21 protein-coding genes are annotated in these 23,039 nt (G+C 72.9%); 8 read left to right on the top strand and 13 right to left on the bottom strand.

Annotated features, from left to right (window positions below; translation table 11 throughout):
- Nucleotides 1-170 precede the first annotated feature (170 nt).
- The 3 genes from ACIBG7_RS28200 to ACIBG7_RS28190 form a co-directional block, all read right to left on the bottom strand.
- Nucleotides 171-1,007 carry an ABC transporter permease gene (locus ACIBG7_RS28200; RefSeq protein ID WP_397338196.1) on the bottom strand — a complete coding sequence of 279 codons (837 nt, stop codon included), beginning with the start codon at nt 1,005-1,007 and terminating at the stop codon, nt 171-173.
- Nucleotides 1,004-3,532 (bottom strand): alpha/beta fold hydrolase, encoded by a 2,529-nt coding sequence (locus ACIBG7_RS28195; protein ID WP_357921534.1) that lies wholly within the window; start codon nt 3,530-3,532, stop codon nt 1,004-1,006. Before ACIBG7_RS28195 ends, ACIBG7_RS28200 begins: the two co-directional genes overlap by 4 nt.
- A 62-nt stretch (nt 3,533-3,594) precedes the next feature.
- Complete coding sequence (locus tag ACIBG7_RS28190) at nt 3,595-4,002, bottom strand: PaaI family thioesterase (protein WP_357921531.1); 408 nt, start codon at nt 4,000-4,002, stop codon at nt 3,595-3,597.
- A gap of 52 nt (nt 4,003-4,054) precedes the next feature.
- Here ACIBG7_RS28190 and ACIBG7_RS28185 point away from each other — a divergent pair, with 52 nt between their 5' ends.
- Complete coding sequence (locus ACIBG7_RS28185; RefSeq protein WP_397338195.1) at nt 4,055-5,356, top strand: cytochrome P450; 1,302 nt, start codon at nt 4,055-4,057, stop codon at nt 5,354-5,356.
- Here ACIBG7_RS28185 and ACIBG7_RS28180 read toward each other — a convergent pair.
- A complete protein-coding gene (locus ACIBG7_RS28180) occupies nt 5,301-6,476 on the bottom strand; it encodes an MFS transporter (RefSeq protein WP_397338193.1) in 1,176 nt (391 codons plus the stop codon). The two genes, ACIBG7_RS28185 and ACIBG7_RS28180, sit on opposite strands and share 56 nt — an antisense overlap.
- Before the next feature lie 164 nt (nt 6,477-6,640).
- On the opposite strand from ACIBG7_RS28180, the gene ACIBG7_RS28175 reads away from it, so the two are divergent.
- Nucleotides 6,641-7,603: an ArsR/SmtB family transcription factor gene (locus ACIBG7_RS28175; protein WP_397338192.1), complete on the top strand. Its 963-nt coding sequence runs from the start codon at nt 6,641-6,643 to the stop codon at nt 7,601-7,603.
- Here ACIBG7_RS28175 and ACIBG7_RS28170 read toward each other — a convergent pair.
- Nucleotides 7,558-8,082, bottom strand: a complete 525-nt coding sequence (locus ACIBG7_RS28170; protein WP_397338191.1) for a GNAT family N-acetyltransferase — start codon at nt 8,080-8,082, stop codon at nt 7,558-7,560. The two genes, ACIBG7_RS28175 and ACIBG7_RS28170, sit on opposite strands and share 46 nt — an antisense overlap.
- 21 nt (nt 8,083-8,103) lie before the next feature.
- Between ACIBG7_RS28170 and ACIBG7_RS28165 the strand changes: the two genes are divergently transcribed.
- Nucleotides 8,104-9,270: a hypothetical protein gene (locus ACIBG7_RS28165; protein ID WP_357921519.1), complete on the top strand. Its 1,167-nt coding sequence runs from the start codon at nt 8,104-8,106 to the stop codon at nt 9,268-9,270.
- Here ACIBG7_RS28165 and ACIBG7_RS28160 read toward each other — a convergent pair.
- Both ACIBG7_RS28160 and ACIBG7_RS28155 read right to left on the bottom strand, forming a co-directional pair.
- The gene (locus ACIBG7_RS28160; protein ID WP_397338190.1) at nt 9,228-10,274 is read right to left on the bottom strand and encodes a copper resistance D family protein; all 1,047 of its coding nucleotides are present in this window, start codon (nt 10,272-10,274) and stop codon (nt 9,228-9,230) included. The two genes, ACIBG7_RS28165 and ACIBG7_RS28160, sit on opposite strands and share 43 nt — an antisense overlap.
- Nucleotides 10,271-11,011, bottom strand: a complete 741-nt coding sequence (locus ACIBG7_RS28155) for a copper resistance CopC family protein (RefSeq protein WP_357921513.1) — start codon at nt 11,009-11,011, stop codon at nt 10,271-10,273. Before ACIBG7_RS28155 ends, ACIBG7_RS28160 begins: the two co-directional genes overlap by 4 nt.
- 51 nt (nt 11,012-11,062) lie before the next feature.
- Here ACIBG7_RS28155 and ACIBG7_RS28150 point away from each other — a divergent pair, with 51 nt between their 5' ends.
- Entirely contained in the window at nt 11,063-11,830 is a 768-nt protein-coding gene (locus ACIBG7_RS28150; protein WP_397338189.1) for a class I SAM-dependent methyltransferase, read from the top strand.
- A gap of 34 nt (nt 11,831-11,864) precedes the next feature.
- Nucleotides 11,865-13,109, top strand: a complete 1,245-nt coding sequence (locus ACIBG7_RS28145; RefSeq protein WP_397338188.1) for an MFS transporter — start codon at nt 11,865-11,867, stop codon at nt 13,107-13,109.
- Nucleotides 13,110-13,230: 121 nt separating this feature from the next.
- Here the strand turns inward: ACIBG7_RS28145 and ACIBG7_RS28140 are convergent, their stop codons facing one another.
- From ACIBG7_RS28140 to ACIBG7_RS28125, 4 genes are read right to left on the bottom strand one after another with little or no spacing between them, the layout of a single operon-like run.
- Nucleotides 13,231-13,443, bottom strand: coding sequence for a hypothetical protein (locus ACIBG7_RS28140; protein ID WP_357921506.1), 213 nt, complete (start codon nt 13,441-13,443; stop codon nt 13,231-13,233).
- Between the two features lie 29 nt (nt 13,444-13,472).
- Nucleotides 13,473-14,396 (bottom strand): diiron oxygenase, encoded by a 924-nt coding sequence (locus tag ACIBG7_RS28135; protein ID WP_357921503.1) that lies wholly within the window; start codon nt 14,394-14,396, stop codon nt 13,473-13,475.
- 58 nt (nt 14,397-14,454) lie between these two features.
- The gene (locus tag ACIBG7_RS28130) at nt 14,455-15,804 is read right to left on the bottom strand and encodes a HAMP domain-containing sensor histidine kinase (protein ID WP_357921500.1); all 1,350 of its coding nucleotides are present in this window, start codon (nt 15,802-15,804) and stop codon (nt 14,455-14,457) included.
- A gap of 5 nt (nt 15,805-15,809) precedes the next feature.
- Complete coding sequence (locus tag ACIBG7_RS28125; RefSeq protein ID WP_357921497.1) at nt 15,810-17,129, bottom strand: HAMP domain-containing sensor histidine kinase; 1,320 nt, start codon at nt 17,127-17,129, stop codon at nt 15,810-15,812.
- A 186-nt stretch (nt 17,130-17,315) separates the two neighbouring features.
- Here ACIBG7_RS28125 and ACIBG7_RS28120 point away from each other — a divergent pair, with 186 nt between their 5' ends.
- From ACIBG7_RS28120 to ACIBG7_RS28110, 3 genes are read left to right on the top strand one after another with little or no spacing between them, the layout of a single operon-like run.
- A complete protein-coding gene (locus tag ACIBG7_RS28120; RefSeq protein ID WP_397338187.1) occupies nt 17,316-18,455 on the top strand; it encodes an acyl-CoA dehydrogenase family protein in 1,140 nt (379 codons plus the stop codon).
- Nucleotides 18,452-19,453 (top strand): acyl-CoA dehydrogenase family protein, encoded by a 1,002-nt coding sequence (locus ACIBG7_RS28115; protein ID WP_357921491.1) that lies wholly within the window; start codon nt 18,452-18,454, stop codon nt 19,451-19,453. Before ACIBG7_RS28120 ends, ACIBG7_RS28115 begins: the two co-directional genes overlap by 4 nt.
- Nucleotides 19,454-20,920 (top strand): AMP-binding protein, encoded by a 1,467-nt coding sequence (locus tag ACIBG7_RS28110; RefSeq protein ID WP_397338186.1) that lies wholly within the window; start codon nt 19,454-19,456, stop codon nt 20,918-20,920.
- Here the strand turns inward: ACIBG7_RS28110 and ACIBG7_RS28105 are convergent.
- On the bottom strand, nt 20,871-21,785 hold the full coding sequence (locus ACIBG7_RS28105) for a carboxymuconolactone decarboxylase family protein (RefSeq protein WP_397338185.1): 915 nt from the start codon (nt 21,783-21,785) through the stop codon (nt 20,871-20,873). The genes ACIBG7_RS28110 and ACIBG7_RS28105 overlap by 50 nt on opposite strands.
- A complete protein-coding gene (locus tag ACIBG7_RS28100) occupies nt 21,782-23,035 on the bottom strand; it encodes an FAD-binding oxidoreductase (protein WP_397338184.1) in 1,254 nt (417 codons plus the stop codon). The genes ACIBG7_RS28105 and ACIBG7_RS28100 overlap by 4 nt, the downstream gene beginning before the upstream one ends.
- Nucleotides 23,036-23,039: the final 4 nt, after the last annotated feature.

Here is a 23,039-nt window from a genome sequence, read left to right as displayed (position 1 = left end):
CCCTTGAGGTTGCGTGCGGCACGGGTGGTGTTTTGTTCCACCGGATAGCATGTCGGGGTGAGTGAATTCCTCCCCGAACAGACCGCCGACGACACCGACCTCGGCTGGGGCGAGTGGCGTGAGCACGACGCCGACGCCTTCTACCTGGAGAACCGCCCCCCGCACTGGGGCTAGGACACCACGTCCTTCCTGCGGAAACGCCGGAAGGCTAGGGCGATGAGGAGCGCGGCGTAGGTCACCGAGATCGCCGCGCCCTTGGCCATCCCGCTCAGGTCGGGTTCCGGCGCGATGGCGTCGAGCCAGGCGTTGTTCCAGAAGGTGGGAAGGAACTCCCGCACCACGCCGAGCCCCTCGACCGCCTGCAGGATCGTGCAGACGATCCACAGCCCGACCGCGCCGCCGACCGCGCCCAGCGGCGAGTCGGTCAGCGTGGACAGCAGGAACGCCAGCGCCGCGGTGACGAGCTGGCTGACCAGCGCGTAACCGACCACCAGCCCGAAGCGCGGCAGCACGTCGAACGCCGGGATGGTCTCGCCGGTGCCGGGCACCTGGATGTCGTTCCAGCCGAAGGCCAGTGTGCCGGCCAGCATCGCCATCAGCGGCATGCAGACCACCGCCGCCGCGGCGAAGCCCACCGCCACGATCAGCTTCTGCCGCAGCAGCCGGTCGCGTGGCACCGGGGCGGCCAGCAGGTAGCGCAGCGACGACCAGCTCGCCTCGCTGGCCACCGTGTCGCCGCAGAACAACGCGACCGCCACCACCAGCAGGAAGACCGACACCGACAGGGCGAAGGCGGCGAAGTTGAGGCCGCCCGCGGTGGCCAGGTCGGACATCCGCAGGCCGCCGCCCTGCCCGCTCGGCTGCGGCCCCACCTTGAACGCGATCACGAGGATCCACGGCAGGGCCAGCAGCAGGCCGAACATCACCAGGGTGCGGCGGCGCTTGAACTGCCGCACGATCTCCACCCGGAGCGGAAGCGTCCGGCCGGGGCTGTACGTGGTGCTCATTTCTCCCCGATCAGGTCCAGGAACACGTCCTCCAGGCGCGGGCCGTGCCCGTTGGTGCTCGCGGTGGAGTGGGCCAGCAGCTTGGCCACCGGGCCCTCCGACACGAGCCGGCCGCGGTGCATCACGACCACGTGGCTGCACGTCTGCTCGACCTCCGCCAGCAGGTGGCTGGAGACGATCACCGTGCGGCCGTCGGCGGCGTAGCGCTTGAGCACCTCGCGCATCTCCCGGATCTGGGGCGGGTCGAGACCGTTGGTCGGCTCGTCCAGCACCAGCAGGTCGGGCAGGCCCAGCATCGCCTGGGCGATGGCCAGGCGCTGGCGCATGCCCTGGGAGTAGGTGCGGGTGGCGCGCTCGACCGCCTTGCCGAGCCCGGCGATCTCCAGCGCCTCGGCGAAGTGCGCCTCCTCCGGCGGGCGGCCGGTGGCGGCCCAGTAGAGCTCCAGGTTGTCGCGCCCGGACAGGTGCGGCAGGAAGCCGGGGCCCTCGACGAAGCTGCCCAGCCGCGACAGCACCGGTGCGCCCGGCGTCACGCGCTGGCCGTAGATGCGGATCTCGCCGTCGTCGGGATGGATCAGGCCCATCATCATCCGCATGGTCGTGGTCTTGCCGGCGCCGTTGGGGCCGAGCAGGCCCAGCACCTGGCCCCGCTCGACGCGGAAGGACAGGCCGTCCACGGCCTTCTCGCCGTTGCGGTAGGCCTTGGTCAGGCCGCTGATCTGCAGCGGGGGCGCGTCGGGGTCGATCTCCTCGACGCGGCCGCGCCGTACCCGGCCCGTGGCCAGGAGCGCGCCGGCCAGGGCCACGGCGGCCAGCGGCATCGCCCAGACCCACCAGGGCAGGCCCGGCGGCGGCTCGGCGAGACCGGCCACCGACGGCACGCTCACCGTCGCCCCGGCGAGTTCGACCTGGTAGGAGGCCGGGTCGGCGGGGGTGGCGAAACCCATGTCGGTCGTGGTCAGCGTCAGCCGCAGCCGGTGCCCGGCCGGGAAGAGGTGGTCGACGGCCGGGAGCGTGATCGTGGCCTGGGCGGCCGGCTGGTCGTCCGGGATGATCAGTTTCACCGGCGAGACCAGGCTGGCCGGCAGCGTGGGCGGCTGGATGGAGTCGGAGACGTCGTAGAGCTTGGCGAAGAGCGTCACCTCGCCGGGCTGGCCGGTCACCCGCACCGAGACGCTCGGCGAGCCGGTGAGCTGCAGCGGCTTGGCCAGCGGCGCCGACTCGAAGCTCGCGCTCTGGCCGGGCATGTCCAGCGAGAGGCCGCCGAGCGCGCTCTGCCCGCCCGCGCCGCCCAGCAGGCCGCCGGTGCCGGGCAGAGTGGAGATCGAGGCCGGGGAGCCGCCGGGCGGGTTGACCACGTTCTGCACGCCGCCGGTGAGCGGCACCTGGGTCAGCGTGGTGCCGGCCAGGCCGGGGTAGGCGGCGGTCTCGGGGTGGAGCCGGATGCGCTGGCGGGTGCCGGGGTCACGGCCGCCGTCGCGGGTGATCGTGAAGCCCTCGTCGTGGCGGCCTCCGGCCACCTGCGGCTTGTCCTTCAGCCAGTCGGCCAGCCAGCCGAGCGTCAGGTCGGTGAGGTAGTCGGCCTCGCCGTTGCCGCCGTCGTGGCCGCCGTCGAACCAGACCACCTTCACCGGTCCGGCCACCGCCCGCGCGTTGGCGTCGGCCTGCGCCAGGGTGAACAGCGAGTCGCGCTGCCCCTGGATCAGCAGGGTCGGTGCGGTGATTTTGCCCTGCACGGAGACCGGGCTCGACCGGCGCAGCAGTTCGACCGCGTCGGTGGTCGGCCGGCCGGTGGCCGCGATGGCCTGGTAGACCTCGCAGATCTCCGGCAGGAAGCGGCCGCAGCGCGCCTCCTCCGCCGACAGCGGGCGCTGCGGCTCGACGAGCGCGCGCAAACCCTGCTGCGTCACCCCGCCGCGGCCGAAGAAGTAGCCCGCCCAGGCGCGCTTGAAGACGCCCTCGCCGTCGCCGCCCGCGTTGGGGAACAGCGCGTCGGCCAGGTCGTGCCAGGTCACCTGCGGGACGATGGTGTCGACGCGCCGGTCGTGCGCGGCGGTCATCAGCGCGATGGCCCCGCCGTAGGAGGCCCCGACGATGCCCACCCGGGGGTCGCCGCCCGCGTCGAGCAGCACCTCGGGCCGCTTGGCGAGCCAGTCGATGAGCTGCTTGACGTCCTTGACCTCGTAGTCGGGGGAGTTGAGCGCGATCTGGCCGGTGGAGCGCCCGAAGCCGCGCGCCGACCAGGTCAGCACCGCGTAGCCCTCCTCGGCCAGGCGCTCGGCCTGGTCGCGCACGCTCTCCTTGGCCGCGCCGAACCCGTGCGCGAGCAGCACCGCGGGCGCCTTGCCGCCGCCGGCCGGGGGGAAGAAGGTGGTGTCGAGCTCCACCCGCTGGTCGTCGTCGGGCCCGTCCATGACGGGGATCACCTGCTCCTGCGCCCGGACCCCGGGCCCGGACGGCCACACCAGCCACGCCGCCAACCCGAGCACGGCAAGCACCACGACCAGCGTGGCCACACGTCTCATGGGCCAGAGCCTAGGGGCGGCTCCTGAGAAAACGCTGAGACGCGGCACGGGACCGACGCCGCTCAGCCGAGGATGGCGTAGACCGTGCTGGCCTGGGCCGACGGCTCCTCGGCGCCCTCGGCGGTGAGGGTCGCCTCGCAGAAGGCCAGACTGCGGCCCAGCTTGGTGATCCGCACGTTCACCAGCAGGTCACGGCCGGTGACCGGGCGCTGGAAGGTGGTGGACTGCTGGACGGTGGTCATCGGCACGAAACCGCCGCGCGCCGACGACAGGGCGATGACGGTGGCGGTGTCGGCCGCGGCCATCATGGCCTGGCCGCACAACCCGCCGCCCTCGCGGGCCAGCCGGTCGGACCAGGGGAGCCGGAGGACGGCGTGGCGCTCGCCGGTCTCGACCACGCTGAGCCCGAGCTCCTGGATCCAGGGGGCGAAGCAGTCGCGGAGAATCTTGTCTCCCTCTTCAGGTGTCACGCGCCCATCATGCACGCTGGAGCACATGGCCGAGGAGACGCGGAGCCGTCCTGTGGATAACCTCGCTGAGGTCTTCCTGCCCGCCACCTATGCCCGGGGCGTGCCGTACGAGCTGTTCGCCCGGTTGCGGGAGCGGAGCCCGGTCTGCCGGGTGCCCGAACCGGCGGTGGGGCCGTGGCGGGCCGGGCCGGGGTACTGGGCGGTGTTCCGGCATCGCGACGTCCGGCACGTGCTGCGCACGCCCGCCGACTTCTCCTCGCACACCGGCGCGACCCAGATCCGCGACCCTGACACCCCGGGCGACCTGGCCTTCGTCCAGGCGATGATGCTCAACACCGACCCGCCCGAGCACTCCAGGCTGCGGCGCATCGTCTCGGGGGCGTTCACGCCGCGTGCCGTACGGGCGCTGGAGGAGACCGTCGCCGCGCGGGCCGCCGGGCTGTTCCGCGCCGGGCGGATCGACTTCGTGACGGTCGCGGCGGACCTGCCGGTCTGGACGCTCGCGCACGTGATGGGCGTGCCCGAGCAGGACCGCGCGCTGCTGTACGACTGGGCGTCGCGGGTGATCGGCTACCAGGACGAGGAGTACGCCGGGACGGCGACGGCGACCGGCCTGACCGAGATCGGACGGCAGGCCGCGCGGCTCAGGCCCGTGCTGGAACCCGGCGCCAACCCGCGCTCGCGGGCGGCGCTGCGGGACATGTTCGCCTACGCCCACGCGCTGGCCGGGCAGGTGCGCGGCGGGGAGGGCGAGTCGGTGCTGGCCGCGATGTTGCGCGGCGGGCTGACCGAGGCGGAGTTCGAGAACATGTTCTTCCTCTTCGCCGTCGCCGGGAACGAGACCCTGGGCAACGGCATCCCCGGCGGGCTGCTCACCCTGCTGGAGCATCCCGGGCAGTTCGCCCGGCTCCGGGACGATCCTGACCTGCTGGGCGGCGCGGTCGAGGAGATGCTGCGGTACTGGCCGCCCGTCCTGCACTTCCGCCGCACGGCCACCCGCGACCTGGAGCTCGGCGGGCAGCGCATCCGGGCGGGGGAGAAGGTGGTGGTCTACCACGCCTCGGCCAACCGCGACCCGGCGGTGTTCGACCGCCCGGACGTCTTCGACGTCGGGCGCGCTCCCAACGAGCACCTGAGCTTCGGCGACGGCCCGCACGTCTGCCTGGGCGCACACCTGGCGCGGGTGCAGATGCGCGCGGTCTTCCGCGAGCTGCTGCGCTGGCGGGTCGAGCTCGACGGGCCGCCGGTCCGGCTGACCTCCAACTTCCAGAACGGCCTCAAGCACCTCCCGGTCCGGCTCACACCCCGGCGAGTACGGCGGAGCGTCGCAACCGGGGCGCCAGGGCCAGGGTGACCGCGGCCGAGAGCACGGCCATCGTGCCCATCGCCAGCGCCGGCGAGGAGAGCTGGGCCACCCCGCCGGCCAGCGCCGCCCCCACCCCCTGCATGGCCATCGTCCCGGACGACTGCAGCCCCAGCGCCTGCCCGCTGAGCTGGGCCGGCGTCAGCGCGAGCAACTGCTCCTGCAGCAGCAGCCCGGCCGCGAACCCGGCCGAGGCCAGCGTCACCAGCGCCACCGCGACCGGCAGCGGCGGGTGCAGGAAGAAGCCGAGGTACGGCACGGCCAGCAGCAACCGCAGCGGAGCGCCGAGCCGTCCACGCCAGGAGCGGGGGATGAAGCGCCCGGCGAGCAGGTCGCCGGCCAGCATGCCGAGCGCCGCGAAGGCGAACAACGCGCCCGCCCGGACCGGGTCGTAGGCGACGAACAGCGACTCCGCCCCCACGATCAGGCCGTTCGGCACCCACAACGCCACCAGGAGCACGCGGCGCGGCGGAGCCGACCACAGCGCCCGGTTGGCGCGCCAGGTCTCGGCCACCGACGGGCGGCCCTTGGCCCGTGGCGGCCTGGCCGACAGGCCGAACCGGGAGGTGAGGGCCGCGACCAGGTACAACACCGCTCCGGCCAGCAGGGCGCCGCGTGGCGACAGCAGGCTGACCAGGAGCCCGCCCACGGCGTACCCGCAGATCTGGAGCACGCCTGTCGACATGTTCAGCACCGAGCGTCCCAGGAGGTAGCCGTCCTCGGGGAGGATCTCGTTCAGCAGGCCCAGCCGGACGCCGCCGCCCAGCGAGGCCGCGAGGCCCTGGCCCAGGACCACCGCGAACAGCGCCCACACCGGCAGGCCGGGCACCGCCAGCACCAGCGTGCCCAGGGCGAACCACACCGCCACCCCGGTGAGGGCGGCGCGTGGCGCCAGGCGGTCGGCGGCGGACATCAGGGTGGTCGCGCCCACCAACTGGGCCAGCGACGGGCCGAACATGCTCAGGGCGGACAGCAGCGGGGAGCCGGTGGCCGAGTACACCAGCACGCCCAGCGCCAGCCCGCTCACCGTCGAGCCCGCCACCTGGGCGGACGAGACGGCGAAGAGGGGGGCGAACTCCTTGACGGCCAGCAGTTCCCGGTAGGTGCGCATGACGGTCAGTCTCCGAGCGGGTGGATCGGCATCGGTACAGTTTCGTGTCACGGCGAAAGGTCAGAACGAGGAGACCCGGGGGATTCCGGGCTCCCCGCGGGTTCCCCGGTTCCCCGGTTCACTGGGGTTCTGGGGTTTTGGGGTGGCAGGAAGGAGGGCGGGCGGTGGGGTGGTGGCAGGTGGACGCCGACACGCTCGCGTCCAGCCGCTTCGTGATCTCCGAGGCCGCCGAAGCCACCGCCTGCCTGTTCGCCCTGCACCGCCCCTCGGCCGCCCGCCCCGGCGACCGCGAGTGGCTGGACGCCCACCTGCCCGCCTACCGCGCCCGGCTGGCCGCCGACCCGGTGACCGCCCTGCTGGTGCGGACCGCGCTGGGCCGGGCCTGGATCGCCGACTTCGTCACCCCCACCCCGCCGCTCGACGCCCACCTCGACGAGGAGCTCGACCGCATCCGGGCGACGCCGCCGGAGACCGCCTGGGCCGATCTGGAGGTGGCCGCCCGGGGACCGATCCCGGCCGGGCTCCGCCGGAGCGACCTGGGCGACCGGCTCGCCGACCTGCTGGCCTGGGTGTGGGCCGAGTCCGCCCTGCCGTACTGGCCGAAGCGCCGCCGGGTGCTCGAAGCGGACGTGGTGGCGCGCACCGGGCACCTCACCCAGGGCGGCTGGGCCGCCGCCCTCGACGACCTGCGGCCGGGCATGCGCTGGCTGGGCGGCAGCCGCCTGCAGATCAACACCCACGACTACCCGCCACGCGACGTGAAGGGCGCGCAGCTCCTCTTCGTGCCGGTCACCCCCAGGCAGGCCTGGGTCTCCTGGGACGCCGCCCAGCGCCGCTTCGCGGTGATCTACCCGTGTTCGGGACTGCTCGCCGCCCCGGCCGCCACCCCGGTCCCGCGCGCCCTGGCCCGGCTGGTCGGTACGGCCCGCGCCGCGGTCCTGATGCTCCTGGACTCGCCCAAGAGCACCACCCAGCTCGTCGCCCTCACCGGCCAGAGCCTCGGCTCCGTCGGCGGCCACCTCAAGGTCCTGCGCGACGCCGGCCTGGTGGAACGCCGCCGGGCCGGCCGCTCGGTCCTCTACTACCGCGCCCCGGCGGGCGAGACCTTGGTCAACGCCAGCCGGTAGTGCACCTCGGGCACCTCGTCGCGCCACAGGTTCCGCCGCCCGGTCGGCTCGAAGCCGCAGCGCTCGTAGAACCGCCGGGCCCGCGCGTTGTCCTCCAGCACCCAGAGCCCCACTTCGCGCTCACCCCGGTCCCTCAGATCGTCGAGGGCCTCGGCCATCAGCCTGCCGCCCATCCCGGTCGAGAACCGCGCCGGAAGCAGGTAGATCGCGTAGATCTCGGCTCCCGGGATGTCCGCGTCCCGGGAGGCCCCGTAGGAGCAGAAACCGTGCACCTCACCCGAGGTCTCCGCGACCCGGACACTGACCTCGCCCGTGCCGATCGCCTCGGTCCACCACCGCACCCGCTCCTCGGTCACGGTCAGCCCGTCGAGGAGATCTGAGGCCAGGATCCCGCGGTAGGCGGTCTTCCAGGACGTGATGCGCACGGTCTCGACGGCTTCGGCGTCGGCCGGGACGCCAGGACGAACTGTGGAAGTCATACGACGGTAAAGTACCTCCTCGTGAAAGCACTGATCAGGCGTGCCCTGCCGTACTGGACCCGGGGTCCGGCGGGCCGTGAGACGCCGCGCGAGGTCTTCATGGCCCTTTACGCGGCCTGGCTGGTCGCGCTGAGCCTGAAGGTGCTCGGCTCGGCGTGGGACGTCTCGTGGCACTTCAAGTGGCTGCGCGACGACCTCGCGCCCCCGCATCTGCTCAACTCGGCCGGGACGGCGCTGGTCGTGGTGCTGACCGTGATCCACGGCTACACCGGCTACGGCGTCGACCGCACGGCGCTGCGGCTGATCCAGTGGGGGACCGGCACCTTCCTCGTGGCGGTGCCGCTCGACCTGATCAACCACCAGATCAACGGGCTCGACATCACCTCGTGGAGCCCGTCGCACATGCTGCTGTACATCGGCACGTTCTTCATGATCGCCGGAGTGATCCGCGGCTGGTTCATGGGCGGCGGCGGCAAGCTCGTGCTGGGCGCCTTCTTCGCCTTCTTCCTGGAGAACGTGCACTTCCCCGAGCAGCACCAGGAGTACGGCATCCTGTCGGTCGGCGCGTGGGACAACGGCGCGACCTACGCCGAGCCGATCCTGCTGCAGTTCGCCGCCGAGCAGATGGGCCGGCCGGTCGACCGGGAGACGCTGGTCAACTTCTCGCTGCCGGTGCCGGAATGGCTCTACCCGAGCTATGCGGTGATCGTCACGATCGCGGTGCTGGCGGTGGCGCGGCTGATGATCGGCCGGTTCGGCGCGGCCACCCTGGTCGCGGGCTCCTACGTCGCCTTCCGCGCGCTGGCGTGGCCGCTGCTCACGGTGAGCGACTTCCCGCCGTCCGCCGTGCCGTTCTTCCTGGTCGTCGGCGGTCTCGCGGTGGACGTGGCGTTCCTGCTGCGGCACCCGGCCCTGCGGGCCGTCCTCGGATCCGCGCTGGTCACCGGCGCCGTCTACCTGGCACTCTCGCTCCAGCACAGCCTCTTCGGCAGCCTGTACGGCACGCTGATGGGCCAGAACGGGCTGCAGGGCGCCCCGCCCCTGGTGCCCGGCTCGGCGCTCTACGCCGGGGCCGGGCTCCTGGTGGTCTGGCTGGCCTGCGAGTGGCTGGCGGGGCGGTTCGACCTGCGGGCCGACGACCAGCCTCAGCCGATCGACGCCCGGGTGATCGCCACCGCGACCCCGTAGGCCAGACCCATGATCGCGACCTCACCCACGGCCCACCGGGCGACGGGGGTGGGGTCGCGGCGCATCAGCCGGAACCGGATCACCGCGGCCAGCGGCAGCAGCAGGGCGGTCAGCGCCACCTTGGCCAGGAACAGCACGCCGTAGTCGGTGCCCAGCAGCGAGCCGGGCAGTTCGCCGCCGGGGGTGAGGGCCAGGGTGCCCAGCCCGCTGACCAGGCCGGAGGCCGACACCAGCAGCAGGCAGACGGTGGCCAGCCGGGAGAACTTCGGCAGCACCCGGTCCAGCAGGGGCCGGGCGAAGACGATCACCGCGATCAGCCCGCCGGTCCACAGGGCCGCGCCCATGACGTGCAGCTCCATCGAGATCATCAGCGGGTCGTGCCAGACCGAGTCGACCGCGTGGCCGGTCACCGGGATCGGCAGCAGGCCGAACAGCGCGACGATGACGCGCAGCTCGGCCGGGACCTTCTCGCCGAACCGCACCGCCATCAGGCCGATGCCCGCGGCGGCCAGGGCGCAGGCGGCGCTGAACAGCATGCCCTGGCCCGCGCCCACGGTGTCCACGTACGCGACGATCATGTCCAGGGTGGGGACGCCGCCGGGGTTGAGCTCGGCGGTGGCGAACACGATCGTCAGCAGGGCGCAGATCGCCCACGCCCAGGCGGCGGTGACCGCCAGGGGGCGGACCCTGCGCATCACCGGCTCGGTGGCGTCGGGGTCGTCGAAACCCAGCAGCTTGGGCAGCACGCTCAGGCCGACCACCGCGACGGCCGCCACGTCGAGCAGGACGCGGACGACGGGGAGGCCGTAGGCCACCACCGGGCCCGGCATGGGCAGGCCGGGCACCACCTCCTCGGCGGTGAACGAGCTGGCGGCCACCACCGCGACCAGCGACGTCAGGAGGAACACGCCCGGAAGCACCAGGCTCTTGGGCACCCGGCCGCCCGCTGCGGGTGCCCGGTCGTCGGTGGCGGAGGCCGAGTGGGTGTCGGGGGGAGCGGTCATGGAGTGGACTCCCCGGCGACCGGGCCGGTCGGGCCGGTCGGGCCGGTCGGACTGGCCGGGTCGGAGGGGCGGCCGGAGCGGCGGAGGGCCACCACGGTGCCGGCGGCGAGGATGACGAGGGCGGCGCCGATCCAGATGACGGCCATGCCCGCGCCGCCGTTGGCCGCGGCCTCGGCGGCCTGGGCGCCCAGATCCACCGTCCCCGGCCCCGAGCCGCCCGCCACGGGCGCACCAGAAGAACCGGGCGAACCGTCCGAGGACCCACCGGAGGAGCCGGGCACCGCCGTACCGGAGGCAGCCGGGTCAGCGGTGGGGGAGGGGGTGGCCGCCGAAGCCGAGGTGGAGGCCGGGGCCGGGGTGGTGGCGGCGGGTCCGGGCTCGGTGAGGGTGAAGGAGATCTTCCCCGAAACCGGGTGCCCGTCCGACGAAAGGATCCGGTACCCCACCACGTACTCCCCAGCCGCCCCCAACTCCCGGAGCTTGACGCTCACGCGTTCGGCCCGCACGGTGGGCGCGCCCTCGGCCCAGGCGGTGCCGCCGGGACCGGTGACGATGACGTGCGCGTACCCCTGCCGCACCGTCGTGTTGAACACGAGCGTGACCGCCCGGGGCCCCTGGGAGAGCCGCGCGCCGTCGGTGGGATCGCTGCCGACGAGCACGTCGTGCGCCCAAGCCGTCCCGGGCAGGAGCCACCCGGCGGCGAAGGCGACCAGCAGGACCGTGAGCAACCGCCTCACAGTTCTTTGACCTTCCGTAGAACGAACCAGAACTCGTCTATGGTCCCACCCGTGACAGACCTTTTCGGCGGCGCCGCCTCCTACTACGCCCGATTCCGCCTGGACCACGGCCCTGAGGCGATCGAACTGCTCGCCGGCCGCTTCGGCCCGGACGCCCGCGTGCTGGACCTGGGCTGCGGCCCGGGGACGATCGCGATCCCGCTGGCGGAGCACGTCCGTGAGGTGGTCGCGGTGGATCCGGACGCGGGCATGCTGGCCGAGGGCCGCGAGCGCGCGAAGGACGTGCCCACCATCCGATGGGTGCAGGGCGATTCGAGCGGCCTGCGGGAGTTCGCGCCGTTCGACCACGTGACGATGGGCCGCTCCTTCCACTGGATGGACCGCGACGCCGTCCTGGCCGAGCTGGACGAGTTGCTGCCGCCCGGCGGGTCGGTCGCCCTGCTGGCGCATCCGCCGGACGAGCCCGAACCGGCCTGGAACGCCGCCGCCGCCCGGGTCTGCGACCGCTTCGGCCTGGCCTGGCCGCACATGCGGGGCTCGTTCCAGGACTCCGGCCTGCACCACCCCGCGGTCCTGGCCCGCTCGCCCTTCTCCCGGGTGAGCACCCGGGTCTTCCCCCGCACGGTCCGCTTCGATCTGGCGCACGTCGTCGGCCTGCAGTTGTCGTTGTCGGTGTCCACGCCCGCCCGGCTCGGCGACCGGCTGCCCGCCTTCGTCGCGGAGCTGGAGGCCGAGCTGCTCGCCGAGAACCCGGCGGGCGTCTGGGTCGAGCATCCCCGCACCGAGGTGCTGGTGGCCGAGCGCCCGACCGAGGAGTAACATCCGCTCAACCCCGATCATGAGGCGGGTTCATATGAGCCTGGACGTCCCTCCCGCGCTGGCCGAGCCCGTCACCAGAGTGCGCCCGTGGTGGATCGCCGCGCTCGCCCTGGCGAACCTCGGCCTCTTCATGGGCTACCTGGCCCCGCTCCAGGTGCTGCTCCCGCAACAGGTGGCCGAGGTCGCCCCGCAGAGCAAGGAGGAGGCGCTCGCCTGGGTCGCCGGCATCGGCGCCCTGGTCGCCATGGTCGGCAACCCGATCGCCGGCGCGCTCTCCGACCGCACCACCTCCAGGTACGGCAGGCGCCGCCCGTGGATGCTGGCCGGCGGCCTGCTGGGCGGGGCGGCGCTGGCCTTCCTGGCCTTCCAGACCTCGGTGGTGTGGATCGCGGCCGGCTGGTGCCTGGCCCAGGCCGCGCTCAACTCGCTCCAGGCCGCCGCCACCGCGGCCGTCCCCGACCACGTGCCGGTACGGCAGCGCGGCGAGGTGTCGGGCTGGATCGGCATCCCGCAGACGCTCGGCGTCGTGCTGGGCGTGGTGCTGGTCACGGTGGTCGTCACGACCACGACCTCGGGCTACCTGCTCATCGCCGCGATCATCCCGCTGCTCGTGCTGCCGTTCGTGCTGACCGCGCCCGACCCGCGCCTGCCGTACAAGCCGAAGTTCACCTTGGCCAGCTTCTGGATCAGCCCGCGCGAGCACCCGGACTTCTTCTGGGCCTGGATCACGCGCTTCCTGATGAACCTCGGCAACTCGGTCGTGCTGCTCTACCTGCTCTACTTCCTGCAGGACGCGGTCGGCTACGAGCGGCTGTTCCCGGGCGAGCAGGTGGCCGACGGGCTGTTGCTGCTGATCCTGATCTACACCGCGTTCGCCGTGCTGACCACGGTGACCGCGGGGATCGTCTCCGACCGGCTGGGGCGGCGCAAGACCCTGGTGACCGTCTCGGGCGTCATCAGCGCGCTCCCGGCGCTGGCGTTGGCGTTCTGGCCGGAGTGGACGGTCGTCATGATCGGCGCGGGCGTGCTGGGGGTCGGCTTCGGCGTCTACATGTCGGTGGACAACGCCCTGGTGACGCAGGTGCTGCCGGCCGCGGACGGGCGGGCCAAGGACCTGGGCGTGATCAACATCGCGAGTTCGGGGCCGCAGGTGGTCGCGCCGGTCATCGCCGGGCCGATCGTGGCCGGGCTGGGCGGCTACCCGGTGCTCTTCCTGACCTCGGCGCTGCTGGCGCTGCTGGGCGCGAGCCTGGTGTGGAAGATCCGGGGTGTGCCGTAAGAGGCCCTGAACACCGGTGTACCGGTCCCGTGCCGCGGCGAGACGGGGCACGGGACCGGCCTCGCGGATCCTGCCGCAGCAGGGTTATTTCGCCTGAGCCGGGGGCCGTCGCCAGGAAGGTCTACGACTGCCGTCCGCCGCGCTGGCCCCGGCGCAGCGGGAGCGAGTCCTTGGCGATGCGGTGCGAGCGCGAGCGCTTCTCGGTGGTGAGCTCGGTCCGGGGCGGCGCGGCCCCCTTGACCTTCCCCGAGGGTTTCGGCGTGACCCGCTCCGTCTCGCCCGAGGCGGCCCGCTGTTCGTGCTGCTCTCTACTCTGTCGGGATTTAGAACTCATACAGGCTTAATGTCCGGTATGACCGTTTCTCAAACGGCCAGGCCCATCAGCGCCCAGAGCCGCCGGCTGGCCGGGTTCATCAGCCCGAGCTCGGTGCACAGCTCGCGGGTGCGGCCGACCGAGTCGCTGAGCTGCCGCCGGGCCGCGGTGTTGTGCTTCCAGCACTGGTCGACCACGCTGCGCGGGATGCGGAAGTGGGCCACCATCGCGCCGGGCGGCGCCAGCATGATGCGCGCCATGACGCCGAGCACGAGCGGCGCGAGCAGGCTGAGCGCGAACCGCCGCCCCCGCGGCAGCCGCGGCACCCGCTCACGCAGGTAGAGCCGCGCGAAGGACATGTGCCGGGCCTCTTCGGCGACGTGGATGCGGATGATCAGCTCTTCCAGCGGATGGTGCTCGCGCCCGTCCTTGAGCATCTTGCGCTGCACGTGGTCGATTGGGTCCTCGCCGCCGAGCACGAAGACGAAGAAGAGCTCGGTCGAGATCAGCGGGATCCACGGCACCGCCTGGACGAGGGCCGACAGCGGGCCGGGCAGCCCGCGCACGGGCAGCTTGGTGCGGTTGACGAACTCCTGGAACATCAGCCCGTGCTGCCCCTCCTCGATGGTCTCGTGGTAGACGTACCGGAACTCAGGAGCGCCGTTCGGCAGCCGGTAGGCGTAGTTGAGCAGGCCGCGCTTGAGCAGGTTCTCGAACTGCAGCCCGATCTTCATCGCGGTCGCCACCCGCCACAGCCCGATCCTGGCCCGCAGCTCCGGCGGCCGCGACAGGTACCATGGGTGCGCGCCGAGCTGCTCGACCGGCGGCAGTTCCCAGCGCGGGTCGTCCTGCCTGATCTCGAAGGCGGGATCGTCCCACGGGATGTCGCGGTAGGGCTCGCAGTGCTTGTCGACCGAGGCCTGCGACAGGCGCTCGATGACGGCCTCGTAGGAGCGGGGGGCGGACGCCGGCACAGGGGGCTCCTCTCGTCGCCCCTACTGTACGAAGCATCCAATAGCCCGAGAAGCGGGTTCAGGGAAGAAGTGGGAGCCGCAACACGAACCGCGCGCCGCGCCAGGAGTCGGCGATGACCAGCTCGCCGCCGTGCGAGCGCGCGATCTCCCGGGCGATCGGGAGCCCCAGGCCGGTGCCGCCGGCGTCCCGGTTGCGCGAGGCGTCCAGCCGGGTGAATCGCCGGAAGACCACCTCCCGCTGGGCCGGGTCGATGCCGGCGCCGTCGTCCAGCACCTCCAGGACCGCGCAGCCGCCCGACCGCGAGACCTCGACGGTGATCTCCTCCTCGGCGTGCCGCTCGGCGTTGTCCAGGAGGTTGGTCAGCAGCCGCGCCAGCCGCAGCCGGTCGCCCGCGACCATGACGCCCGGCTGCAGGTGCCGGTCGATGCGCTTGCGCTCGGGCCGCCGGTCGAGCTCGGACTCCACCAGCGCCGCCAGGTCCACCGGTTCCTCCTTGCCCGGCGCGCCGGAGTCGAGCTTGGCCAGCGTCAGCAGGTCGGTGACGATCGCCTGCAGCCGGTCGATGCTCTCCAGCAGCGCCCGGCTGGTGTGCGCCCAGTCGGTCTCCTCCGGGTGCAGCATCGCCTCCTCCACCTGGGCGCGCATCGCGGTGACCGGGCTGCGCAGGTCGTGCGAGGCGTCGGAGGCGAAGCGGCGCTGCTGCACCACGGCGGTCTCCAGCCGGTCGAGGGTCTCGTTGATGGTCCGGGCCAGGTCGTCGAACTCGTCCTGCCGCTCGGTGCGCGGCACCCGGCGGCCCAGATCGGTCGCGGTGATCTCGGCCAGCTCGTTCTTGATCACGTTCACCGGCCGCAGTGCCTTGCGCACGCTGAAGGAGGCGACCGCCGCGGTCAGCAGGGCCAGCACCAGGATGGCCAGGCCCATGAAGAGCAGGTAGGCCGGCCCGATGTACCACGGGACCGGATGCGTGTAGGCGTAGATCATCCAGTCCTGGCCGGCGACCAGGACGCGGAAGCCCACCGTGATCAGGCACGGCCGGTCCGGCAGCCGGTCGGTGCAGGTCTCGGCGTCGACCCGGCCGTCCTCGTCGTCGGGCAGCACGCGGGTCAGCGGCGGCTGCCCGGCCAGGGTCGCGCTGGCCTGCCGGATGACGCCGCGCTGGTCGACCACCTGGATCAGGTCGATGCCCTCGGTCGGGGTCAGGGTCTTGAGCTCGCCGGCGGCGGCGTACCGCTCGACGTTGTAGGTCACCCGGCGCGCCGCCTTGGCCACCTGCTCGGTCAGGTAGTCGGTGAGCAGCAGGTGCACCAGCGGCGTGATCAGCAGCGCGACCACCAGATTGATGATCAGCGCCGTGCACGCGGAAGACGCGGTCAGCCGCCCTCGCACGGACCAGTCGCGCAGCATCGGCCTCACCCCCTGTCCAGCGGCAGTCGCAGCACGAAGCAGGCGCCGCGGTCGGAGTCCTCGATGCCCAGCGTCCCGCCGTGGGCGTGGGCGATCTCGCGGGCGATGGGCAGGCCCAGCCCGGTGCCGCCGGCGTCGCGGGCGCGGGAGGCGTCGAGCCGCGCGAAGCGCCGGAAGACCACCTCCCGCTGCTCGGGCGCGATGCCGGCGCCGTCGTCGACGACCTTGAGTACGGCCCAGCCGTCCGAGCCCTTGACCGAGACCGCCACCCGGGTGTCGGCGTGCCGCTCGGCGTTGTCCAGGATGTTGGTCAGCAGCCGCAGCAGCCGCAGCCGGTCGCCCTTGACGATCACTCCCGAGGCCATGTCCCGCTCGATCTCCTTTCCGGCCACCCGCCGGTCGAGTTCGGCGCAGACCAGGTCGCCGAGGTCGAGTCGCTCGTCCTGGCCGGGCGCCCCGGCGTCCAGCTTGGCCAGGATGAGCAGATCGGTGACGATGGCCTGGAGCCGGTCGATGCTCTCCAGCACGCTCGCGCCGGTGCGGGGCCAGTCGGTGTCGGTGGGGTGCATCAGCGCCTCCTCCACCTGGGTGCGCATCGCGGTGATCGGGCTGCGCAGGTCGTGCGAGGCGTCGGAGGCGAAGCGGCGCTGCTGCTCGACGGCCTGTTCGAGGCGGTCGAGGGTGGCGTTGGCGGTCTCGGCCAGGGCGTGGATCTCGTCGTCGGTGGCGGGGACGGGGACCCGCTGGCCCAGGTCGCTGGCGGTGATGTCGGCCAGCTTGACCCGGATGGCGTCCACCGGCGCGAGCGTCCTGGCGATCGTGCGGGAGGTGCCCCACCAGGTCAGCGCGACCAGGCCGACGGAGACGCCGATCAGGAAGGCGAGCACGCCGGGGTGCACGTACCAGGGGACCGAGGCCGAGGCGGCGTAGACGATCCAGTCCCCGTCGTCCTGATAGATGCGGAAAGTGGAGACCACCATGCACGCGCCGCCGAAAGCCGGCATTCCGCAAAGGATGTCCGTGCGATTGGAATTGTCCGCGTCGGGCTGCAGGTCGGTGATGGGCGGCTTGCCCACCAGGTTGGGGGAGGCGGCGACGACCCGGCCCGCGGCGTTGATCACCTGTACCGCGTCGACGTCCGTGGTCAGCTCGGCGGGCAGTGTCCCGCGCTTGGCCAGGTGCACCACGCGCAGCGCCGCGCTCAGCACCTCGTTGGTGCGGTAGTCGTCGGCGGCGGCGTGCACGCCGTACAGGACCAGGCTGTTGAGGACAAGGCAGATCAGCGCCATGACGACGCTGGCGATCAGTGTCAGTTTTGTGCGCACGGACCCCGCGAACCGTGTGATCACGCCTCTCCCCCTGGTAATCAGGTGATCACACTAGGTGGAGTTCGGCCTAATTAAGGGAGATTCGGTAGTAAAACCTGACAAAAAACCCAACCGAATAGCGCTCTATACTCCGACGTTTTCCCTGATTAGAGTAAGTGAGCACTTGTTTCGGAGGAGGCAGAGTTGGACCTTGCCGAATATCGCCGTGCCGCCCGCGAGTGGCTGGACGCGAACGTCGCGATCGAGGATCCGCACGAGTTCATGGCCAAGCTGTACGACGCGGGCTACTCCGGGATCACCTGGCCGGCCGCGTGGGGCGGCCAGGGACTGACCCAGGCGGAGGAGGCCGCCTTCGCCGAGGTGGCCCGCGACTACACGCTCCCGCTGCAACGCTTCTCCATCGGGCTGGGCATGTGCGGGCCCACCGTGGTCGACCGGGGCGACGACGAGCAGCGCCGGCGCTGGATCCGGCCGCTGCTGCGCGGCGAGGAGATCTGGTGCCAGCTCTTCTCCGAGCCGGGCGCCGGCAGCGACGTGGCCAGCCTGCAGACGCGGGCCGTACGCGACGGCGAGGACTGGGTGGTCAACGGGCAGAAGGTCTGGACGACCAACGCGCAGTACGCCGACTGGGGCCTGCTGCTGGCCCGCACCAACGTGGACGCGCCCAAGCACAAGGGCCTGACCATGTTCGCGGTCAACATGCGCCACCCCGGCGTCACCGTCCGGCCGCTGCGCGACATGACCGGCCGCGCGCACTTCAACGAGATCTTCTTCGACGACGTGCCCATCCCGGACACCGATCGCATCGGCGCGGTCGACGACGGCTGGAGCGTCGCGGTCACCACCCTGCTGCACGAGCGGCTGTCCATCTCCGCCGGCGTGGGCATGGGCGGCTCCAAGGGCAACCCGACCACCGTCGAGGCGCTGCGCGAGCGGCTCGACACCACCGACCCCTACGTCCGCGACCGCCTGGTCGAGCTGCACCTGCGCACCCAGGCGCTGCACCTGTTCAACCAGCGCCTGGCGCAGGAGACCAAGGCCGGGATCTTCCCCGGCGCCCGCGGCAGCGCCGCCAAGCTCCTGCTCGCCGAGCTCACCATGTTCCAGGCCGACCTGGCCACCTCGCTGGTCGGCCCCGAGGCGGCGCTCGGCGACACGCCGCTGGCCTTCACCTTCTCCTGGGCGCCCGCGATGGCGCTGGGCGGCGGCACCAACGAGATCATGCGCGGCATCGTCGGCGACCGCGTGCTCGGCCTGCCGCCCGAGCCCCGCGTGGACAAGACCGTGCCGTTCAAGGAGCTGAAGGTGGGGACCCAGACGTGAACCTGCTGCTCAACGAGGAACAACAGCAGCTCAGGGCGGCCGTGCGCGGCTTCCTCGCCGCCCACTCCCGCCCGCGCGAGGGCTACTCGCCGGAGGTCTACGCCCGCCTCAACGGCGAGCTCGGCCTGTCCGGCCTGATCGTCCCCGAGGAGTACGGCGGAGCCGGCGCGGGCTACGCCGAGCTGGCGGTGGTCATGGAGGAGACCGGCGCGGCCCTGCTGCCCGGCCCGTTCCTGGCCACGGTCTTCGCCACCGTGGCGCTGACCAGGATCGGCGACAAGGAACTGCTCACCCGCCTCGCCGAGGGCCGGGTCGTCACCGTGGCCGAGGGCGAGCTGAGCGGCGACGGCGCCTCGGTCAGCGGCGAACTGGCCCAGGTGCTGGGCGGCATGGAGGCCGAGACCATCGTCGTGCGGGCCGGTGCGGCGATGTACGCGGTCGAGCTGACCGGCCCCGGCGTCAGCCGCAGCCCGCTCGAAACCCTCGACCTCACCCGCGGCCAGGCCCGGATCGTCCTCGACGCCGCCCCGGCCCGCGAGCTGGGACCGGCGCGGGCCGCGCTCGGCATCGGCGACCGGCTGGCCGTGGTGCTGGCCGCCGAGCAGCTCGGCGTGATGCGCGCCGCGCTGGACGCGATCGTGGCCTACGCCAAGATCAGGGCCGCCTTCGGCCGGCTGGTCGGCTCCTTCCAGGCGGTCAAGCACAAGCTGGCGGAGATGCACTGCAAGGTCGAGCAGGCCGAGTCGATCGTGCGCTACGCCGCGTGGGCCGCCGACGAGGCGCCCGGCGAGCTGCCGATGGCGGCGGCGCTGGCCCAGGCCTACGTGGGCCGGGCCTGTTACGAGGTCGCCGCCGACCATCTGCTGCTGCACGGCGGCATCGGCTTCACCTGGGAGCACGACGCCCACCTGTACGTCAAGCGGGCCAAGGCCGACGAGGTGCTGCTCGGCCCGCCCCGCGAGCACCGGGCCAGGATCGCCGAGCTATTGGAGCTCTAGATGGACATCAGCCAGTACCCAGGGTTCTACGCCATCGCCGAGGCCGACCCCGGCCGCCTCGCGGTGATCGACACCGACGGCACCCGCACGACCTACGGCGAGCTGCTGGCCAGGGTGAACCGGGTCACCCACGGCCTGCGCGCCCGTGGCCTCGGCACCGGGGACGTGGTCGCCGGGGTGCTGCGCAACGGCATCGATCCGGTGGTCATGCTGATGGCCACCGGGCAGGCCGGGATGTACTACGTGCCGATCAACTGGCACCTGGCCCAGCCGGAGATCGACTACATCGTCGGCGACTGCGACGCCAAGGTCGTGCTCACCGGCCCGGCCGACGTCGCCGCCCTGGCCGAGGGCCAGCCCGACACCACCCCGGGCGACCGTACGGCGGGCGCGGTCATGTGGTACACCTCCGGCACCACCGGCTTCCCCAAGGGCGTGCAGCGCCCGCTGTCGGGGACGGCCCCCGAGGCGGTCGTCCCGCTGTACGTCTGGTTCCTGGGCGAGGTCTGCGACCTGCGGCCGGGCGACGGCGTGCACCTGGTGACCTCGCCGATGTACCACTCGGCGCCCTGCGCGCACACCTCCTTCGCCCTGCACTTCGGCCACACGCTGGTGCTGGCCCCGCGATTCGACCCCGAGCCGATCCTCGAACTCATCGAACGCCACCGCGTGACCAACGCGATGATGGTGCCGACCATGTTCCACCGGATGCTCCAGCTCCCGGCCGAGGTGCGCGAGCGGTACGACGTCAGCAGCCTGGCCCAGGTGATCCACACGGCCGCCGCCTGCCCGGTCGCGGTCAAGCAGGGGATCATGGACTGGTGGGGCCCGGTGCTGTACGAGTACTACGGCTCCACCGAGTCGGCCATCGCCTTCGCCGTCAAGCCGCACGAGTGGCTGGCCCGCCCCGGCACCGTCGGCCGGCCCGCGCCCGCCTTCGAGGCGAAGATCCTCGACGAGCTCGGCAACGAGCTGCCGCCGGGCGAGCCGGGCATGATCTACGTCAAATCGGGGCTGGGCGGCTTCCAGTACCGCAAGGACCCGGCCAAGACCGCGGCCAGCATGCGCGGCGAGTGGTACACCCCCGGCGACATCGGCTACCTCGACAAGGAGGGCTACCTGTTCCTCTGCGACCGCCGGACCGACCTGATCATCTCCGGCGGGGTCAACATCTACCCCGCCGAGATCGAGGCGGCCCTGCTGGAGCACCCGGCCGTGGCCGACGCCGCGGTGATCGGGGTCCCGGACGAGGAGTGGGGGCACAACGTCGTCGCCCTGGTCCAGCCGGCCTCGCCGGTGAGCGCCGAGGACCTGCTGGAGCACCTCGAACCCCGGCTGGCGCGGTTCAAGCACCCCAAGGTGATCGAGTTCCGGGACCTGCCGCGCACCCCGACCGGCAAGCTGTCGCGCTCGAAGGTCAAAGCCGAATACCTGGGAGAAGCGACTCCTGACGCCGGACCGCGGTGATCGCGCCGAAGGCCAGGACCCGTACCAGCTCCGCGTCGTCGAGCCCGGCGGCGGCCACGTCGCGCTCGCCGATCCGGTAGGGGGCCAGGGCCGCCAGCGCCGCCAGCCGGAAGCGCGGGCCCTGCTCCTCGGACAGGGCCGGACCGGCCAGGCCGGGGTGCGCGCCGTCCCAGGCGGCGACCTCGGCGCGCACCGCCTCGCACCACGGGCCGAGGGGCCGGCCGGCCAGCTCCACGAGGGCGGCGTAAGCCGTACCGGCGGGGGAGTCACCGGCCCAGGCGGGCGCTTCGGGGCGGACCGGCAGCAGGCGCAGGCTGTCGCCCGGTGGCGCGACGCGCCGGGCGGCTCCCGCGAGGGAGCGCCCGGCCAGGGAGCGCACCGGGCGCAGCCGGGCCAGGCCCGCGGGCAACACCTCGGGCGTGTGCAGGGCCGAGACCATCCGGTTGATGAAGTGGAAGGTCAGCGCGACCGCGACCAGCTCGGGCGCGTCCAGCCCCCGGCCGTCCAGCAGCGCCGCCTGGCGGGGATCGGCGGGCCGCTCGCCGCGGGCGATCGACTCGGCCAGCCGGTGATCGCCCGTGGCGTGCAGGAGCATGGTGTGCGCGTCCACGCAGAACGGGCACTGGTTGCGCATCGAGACGCCCAGCGCGACCAGCTCCCGCTCGGTGCGCGAGACCGGTCCGGCGACCAGCGACTCGCGCAGCAACGACCAGGTGGCGGCCAGCAGCTCGGGCACGGGGGACAGCGTCATCAGCGCGGGCATCCGCGACAGGCCCATGTCGCGGGCCTGCTGGCTGTAGACCTCGGTGACCAGCCCCGAGGCGTCCCGCGGTTCGACGGGGGTGATGTGGCGGAAGGGCATCATGCTCCGATCAGCAGGCCGGGACGGAAGAGCGTGGCCGGGTCCCACCGCCGCTTCAGCGCCACCAGCCGGGCGTACGCGTCGGGGGTGAAGGCGTCGGCGACCCGGCCGGGGTCGGTCAGGAAGTTCAGGAAGGTGCCGCCGGTGGCGTGCGGCAGCTCGACGTCCTGGCTGAGCGTGATGGAGAAGGGCACGTCGCGGTGGGCGGCCGGGCCGCCGGGCTTGGTCATCGCGCCGCCCCAGTGGCGGATCTCGGCGCCGTCCACCGGCGCCTCCAGCAGCGCCGCGATCAGGTCGCCGGGCAGCGAGCGGAACAGCTCGAAGCGGTGGCGCAGCGGCATCGGCGGGTGGTCGGGGCCGAGCGCCGCCGACGCCTCGGCGAAGCTCATCGCCCGGTGCGCCCCGGAGAGCACCGGGCCGGCCGCGGCCAGCAGCGGTTCGAGCGCCCGCTCCGAGCCCTCGGCGGCGAAGGCGCGCAGGCCCAGCAGCCGGCCGCCGTCGGGACCGCGCATGAGCAGCACGGCGGTGCTGAGCGCGTCCGGCGCGGTCGCCGCCCACTCGCCGTAGGTCTCCAGGAGCCGCCCGGCGTGCTCGAACGGGTGGAAGGTCATGCCGGCCACGACCTCGCGGACCGGGTGGAGGCGGAAGGTCAGCTCGGTGACCACGCCGAAGTTGCCGCCGCCGCCGCGCAGGGCCCACAGCAGGTCGCCCTCCGCCTCGCGCAGCTCGCCGTCGGCGGTGACCAGCCGCGCGCCGACCAGGCTGTCGGCGGCCAGGCCGTGCAGGCGCGACAGGTAGCCCGCGCCGCCGCCCAGCGTGTAGCCGGTCACGCCGATGCCCGGCGTCCCGGACATCGGGGCCAGGCCGTACCACGCGGCCTCGGGGAGCACCTCCGACCACAGCGTGCCCGCGCCGACGGTGGCCTCCCGGCGGGCGGGGTCGATCCGCACCCCCTTCAGCCGGCTGGTCCGGAGCAGCAGCGCGCCCTCGTTGCCGGTCACGGTCCCGTGGCCGGTGCTCTGGACGGCCAGCGGCAGCTCGCGCTCGGCGGCGGTCCGCACCGCCACCCGCACGTCCTCGGCGGTCAGCGCCTCGGCGACCAGCGCGGGCTTGGGGTCGACGGCCCGGTTCCAGGCCAGCCGCTCGTTCTCGTAGCCGTCGGTGCCGGGCAGGTGAACAGGTCCGGTGAAGTTCTGCATGCCCTTCACGATGCTCCGGCGCACCGGGCCCGGTCGTCGCGCCAGAAGAGGCATCGCC

It is taken from the genome of Nonomuraea sp. NPDC050328 (assembly GCF_044459405.1).
Lineage (GTDB): Bacteria > Actinomycetota > Actinomycetes > Streptosporangiales > Streptosporangiaceae > Nonomuraea.
This window is presented reverse-complemented; position numbering and strand designations above follow the sequence as displayed.

Coding starts and splice junctions, on each gene's coding strand:
- ACIBG7_RS28105 (WP_397338185.1), bottom strand. CDS start 21,785: ATGATGCCCTTCCGCCACATCACCCCCGTCGAACCGCGGGACGCCTCG.
- ACIBG7_RS28200 (WP_397338196.1), bottom strand. CDS start 1,007: ATGAGCACCACGTACAGCCCCGGCCGGACGCTTCCGCTCCGGGTGGAG.
- ACIBG7_RS28140 (WP_357921506.1), bottom strand. CDS start 13,443: ATGAGTTCTAAATCCCGACAGAGTAGAGAGCAGCACGAACAGCGGGCC.
- ACIBG7_RS28180 (WP_397338193.1), bottom strand. CDS start 6,476: ATGCGCACCTACCGGGAACTGCTGGCCGTCAAGGAGTTCGCCCCCCTC.
- ACIBG7_RS28130 (WP_357921500.1), bottom strand. CDS start 15,804: ATGCTGCGCGACTGGTCCGTGCGAGGGCGGCTGACCGCGTCTTCCGCG.
- ACIBG7_RS28145 (WP_397338188.1), top strand. CDS start 11,865: ATGAGCCTGGACGTCCCTCCCGCGCTGGCCGAGCCCGTCACCAGAGTG.
- ACIBG7_RS28195 (WP_357921534.1), bottom strand. CDS start 3,532: ATGAGACGTGTGGCCACGCTGGTCGTGGTGCTTGCCGTGCTCGGGTTG.
- ACIBG7_RS28170 (WP_397338191.1), bottom strand. CDS start 8,082: ATGACTTCCACAGTTCGTCCTGGCGTCCCGGCCGACGCCGAAGCCGTC.
- ACIBG7_RS28110 (WP_397338186.1), top strand. CDS start 19,454: ATGGACATCAGCCAGTACCCAGGGTTCTACGCCATCGCCGAGGCCGAC.
- ACIBG7_RS28100 (WP_397338184.1), bottom strand. CDS start 23,035: ATGCCTCTTCTGGCGCGACGACCGGGCCCGGTGCGCCGGAGCATCGTG.
- ACIBG7_RS28160 (WP_397338190.1), bottom strand. CDS start 10,274: ATGACCGCTCCCCCCGACACCCACTCGGCCTCCGCCACCGACGACCGG.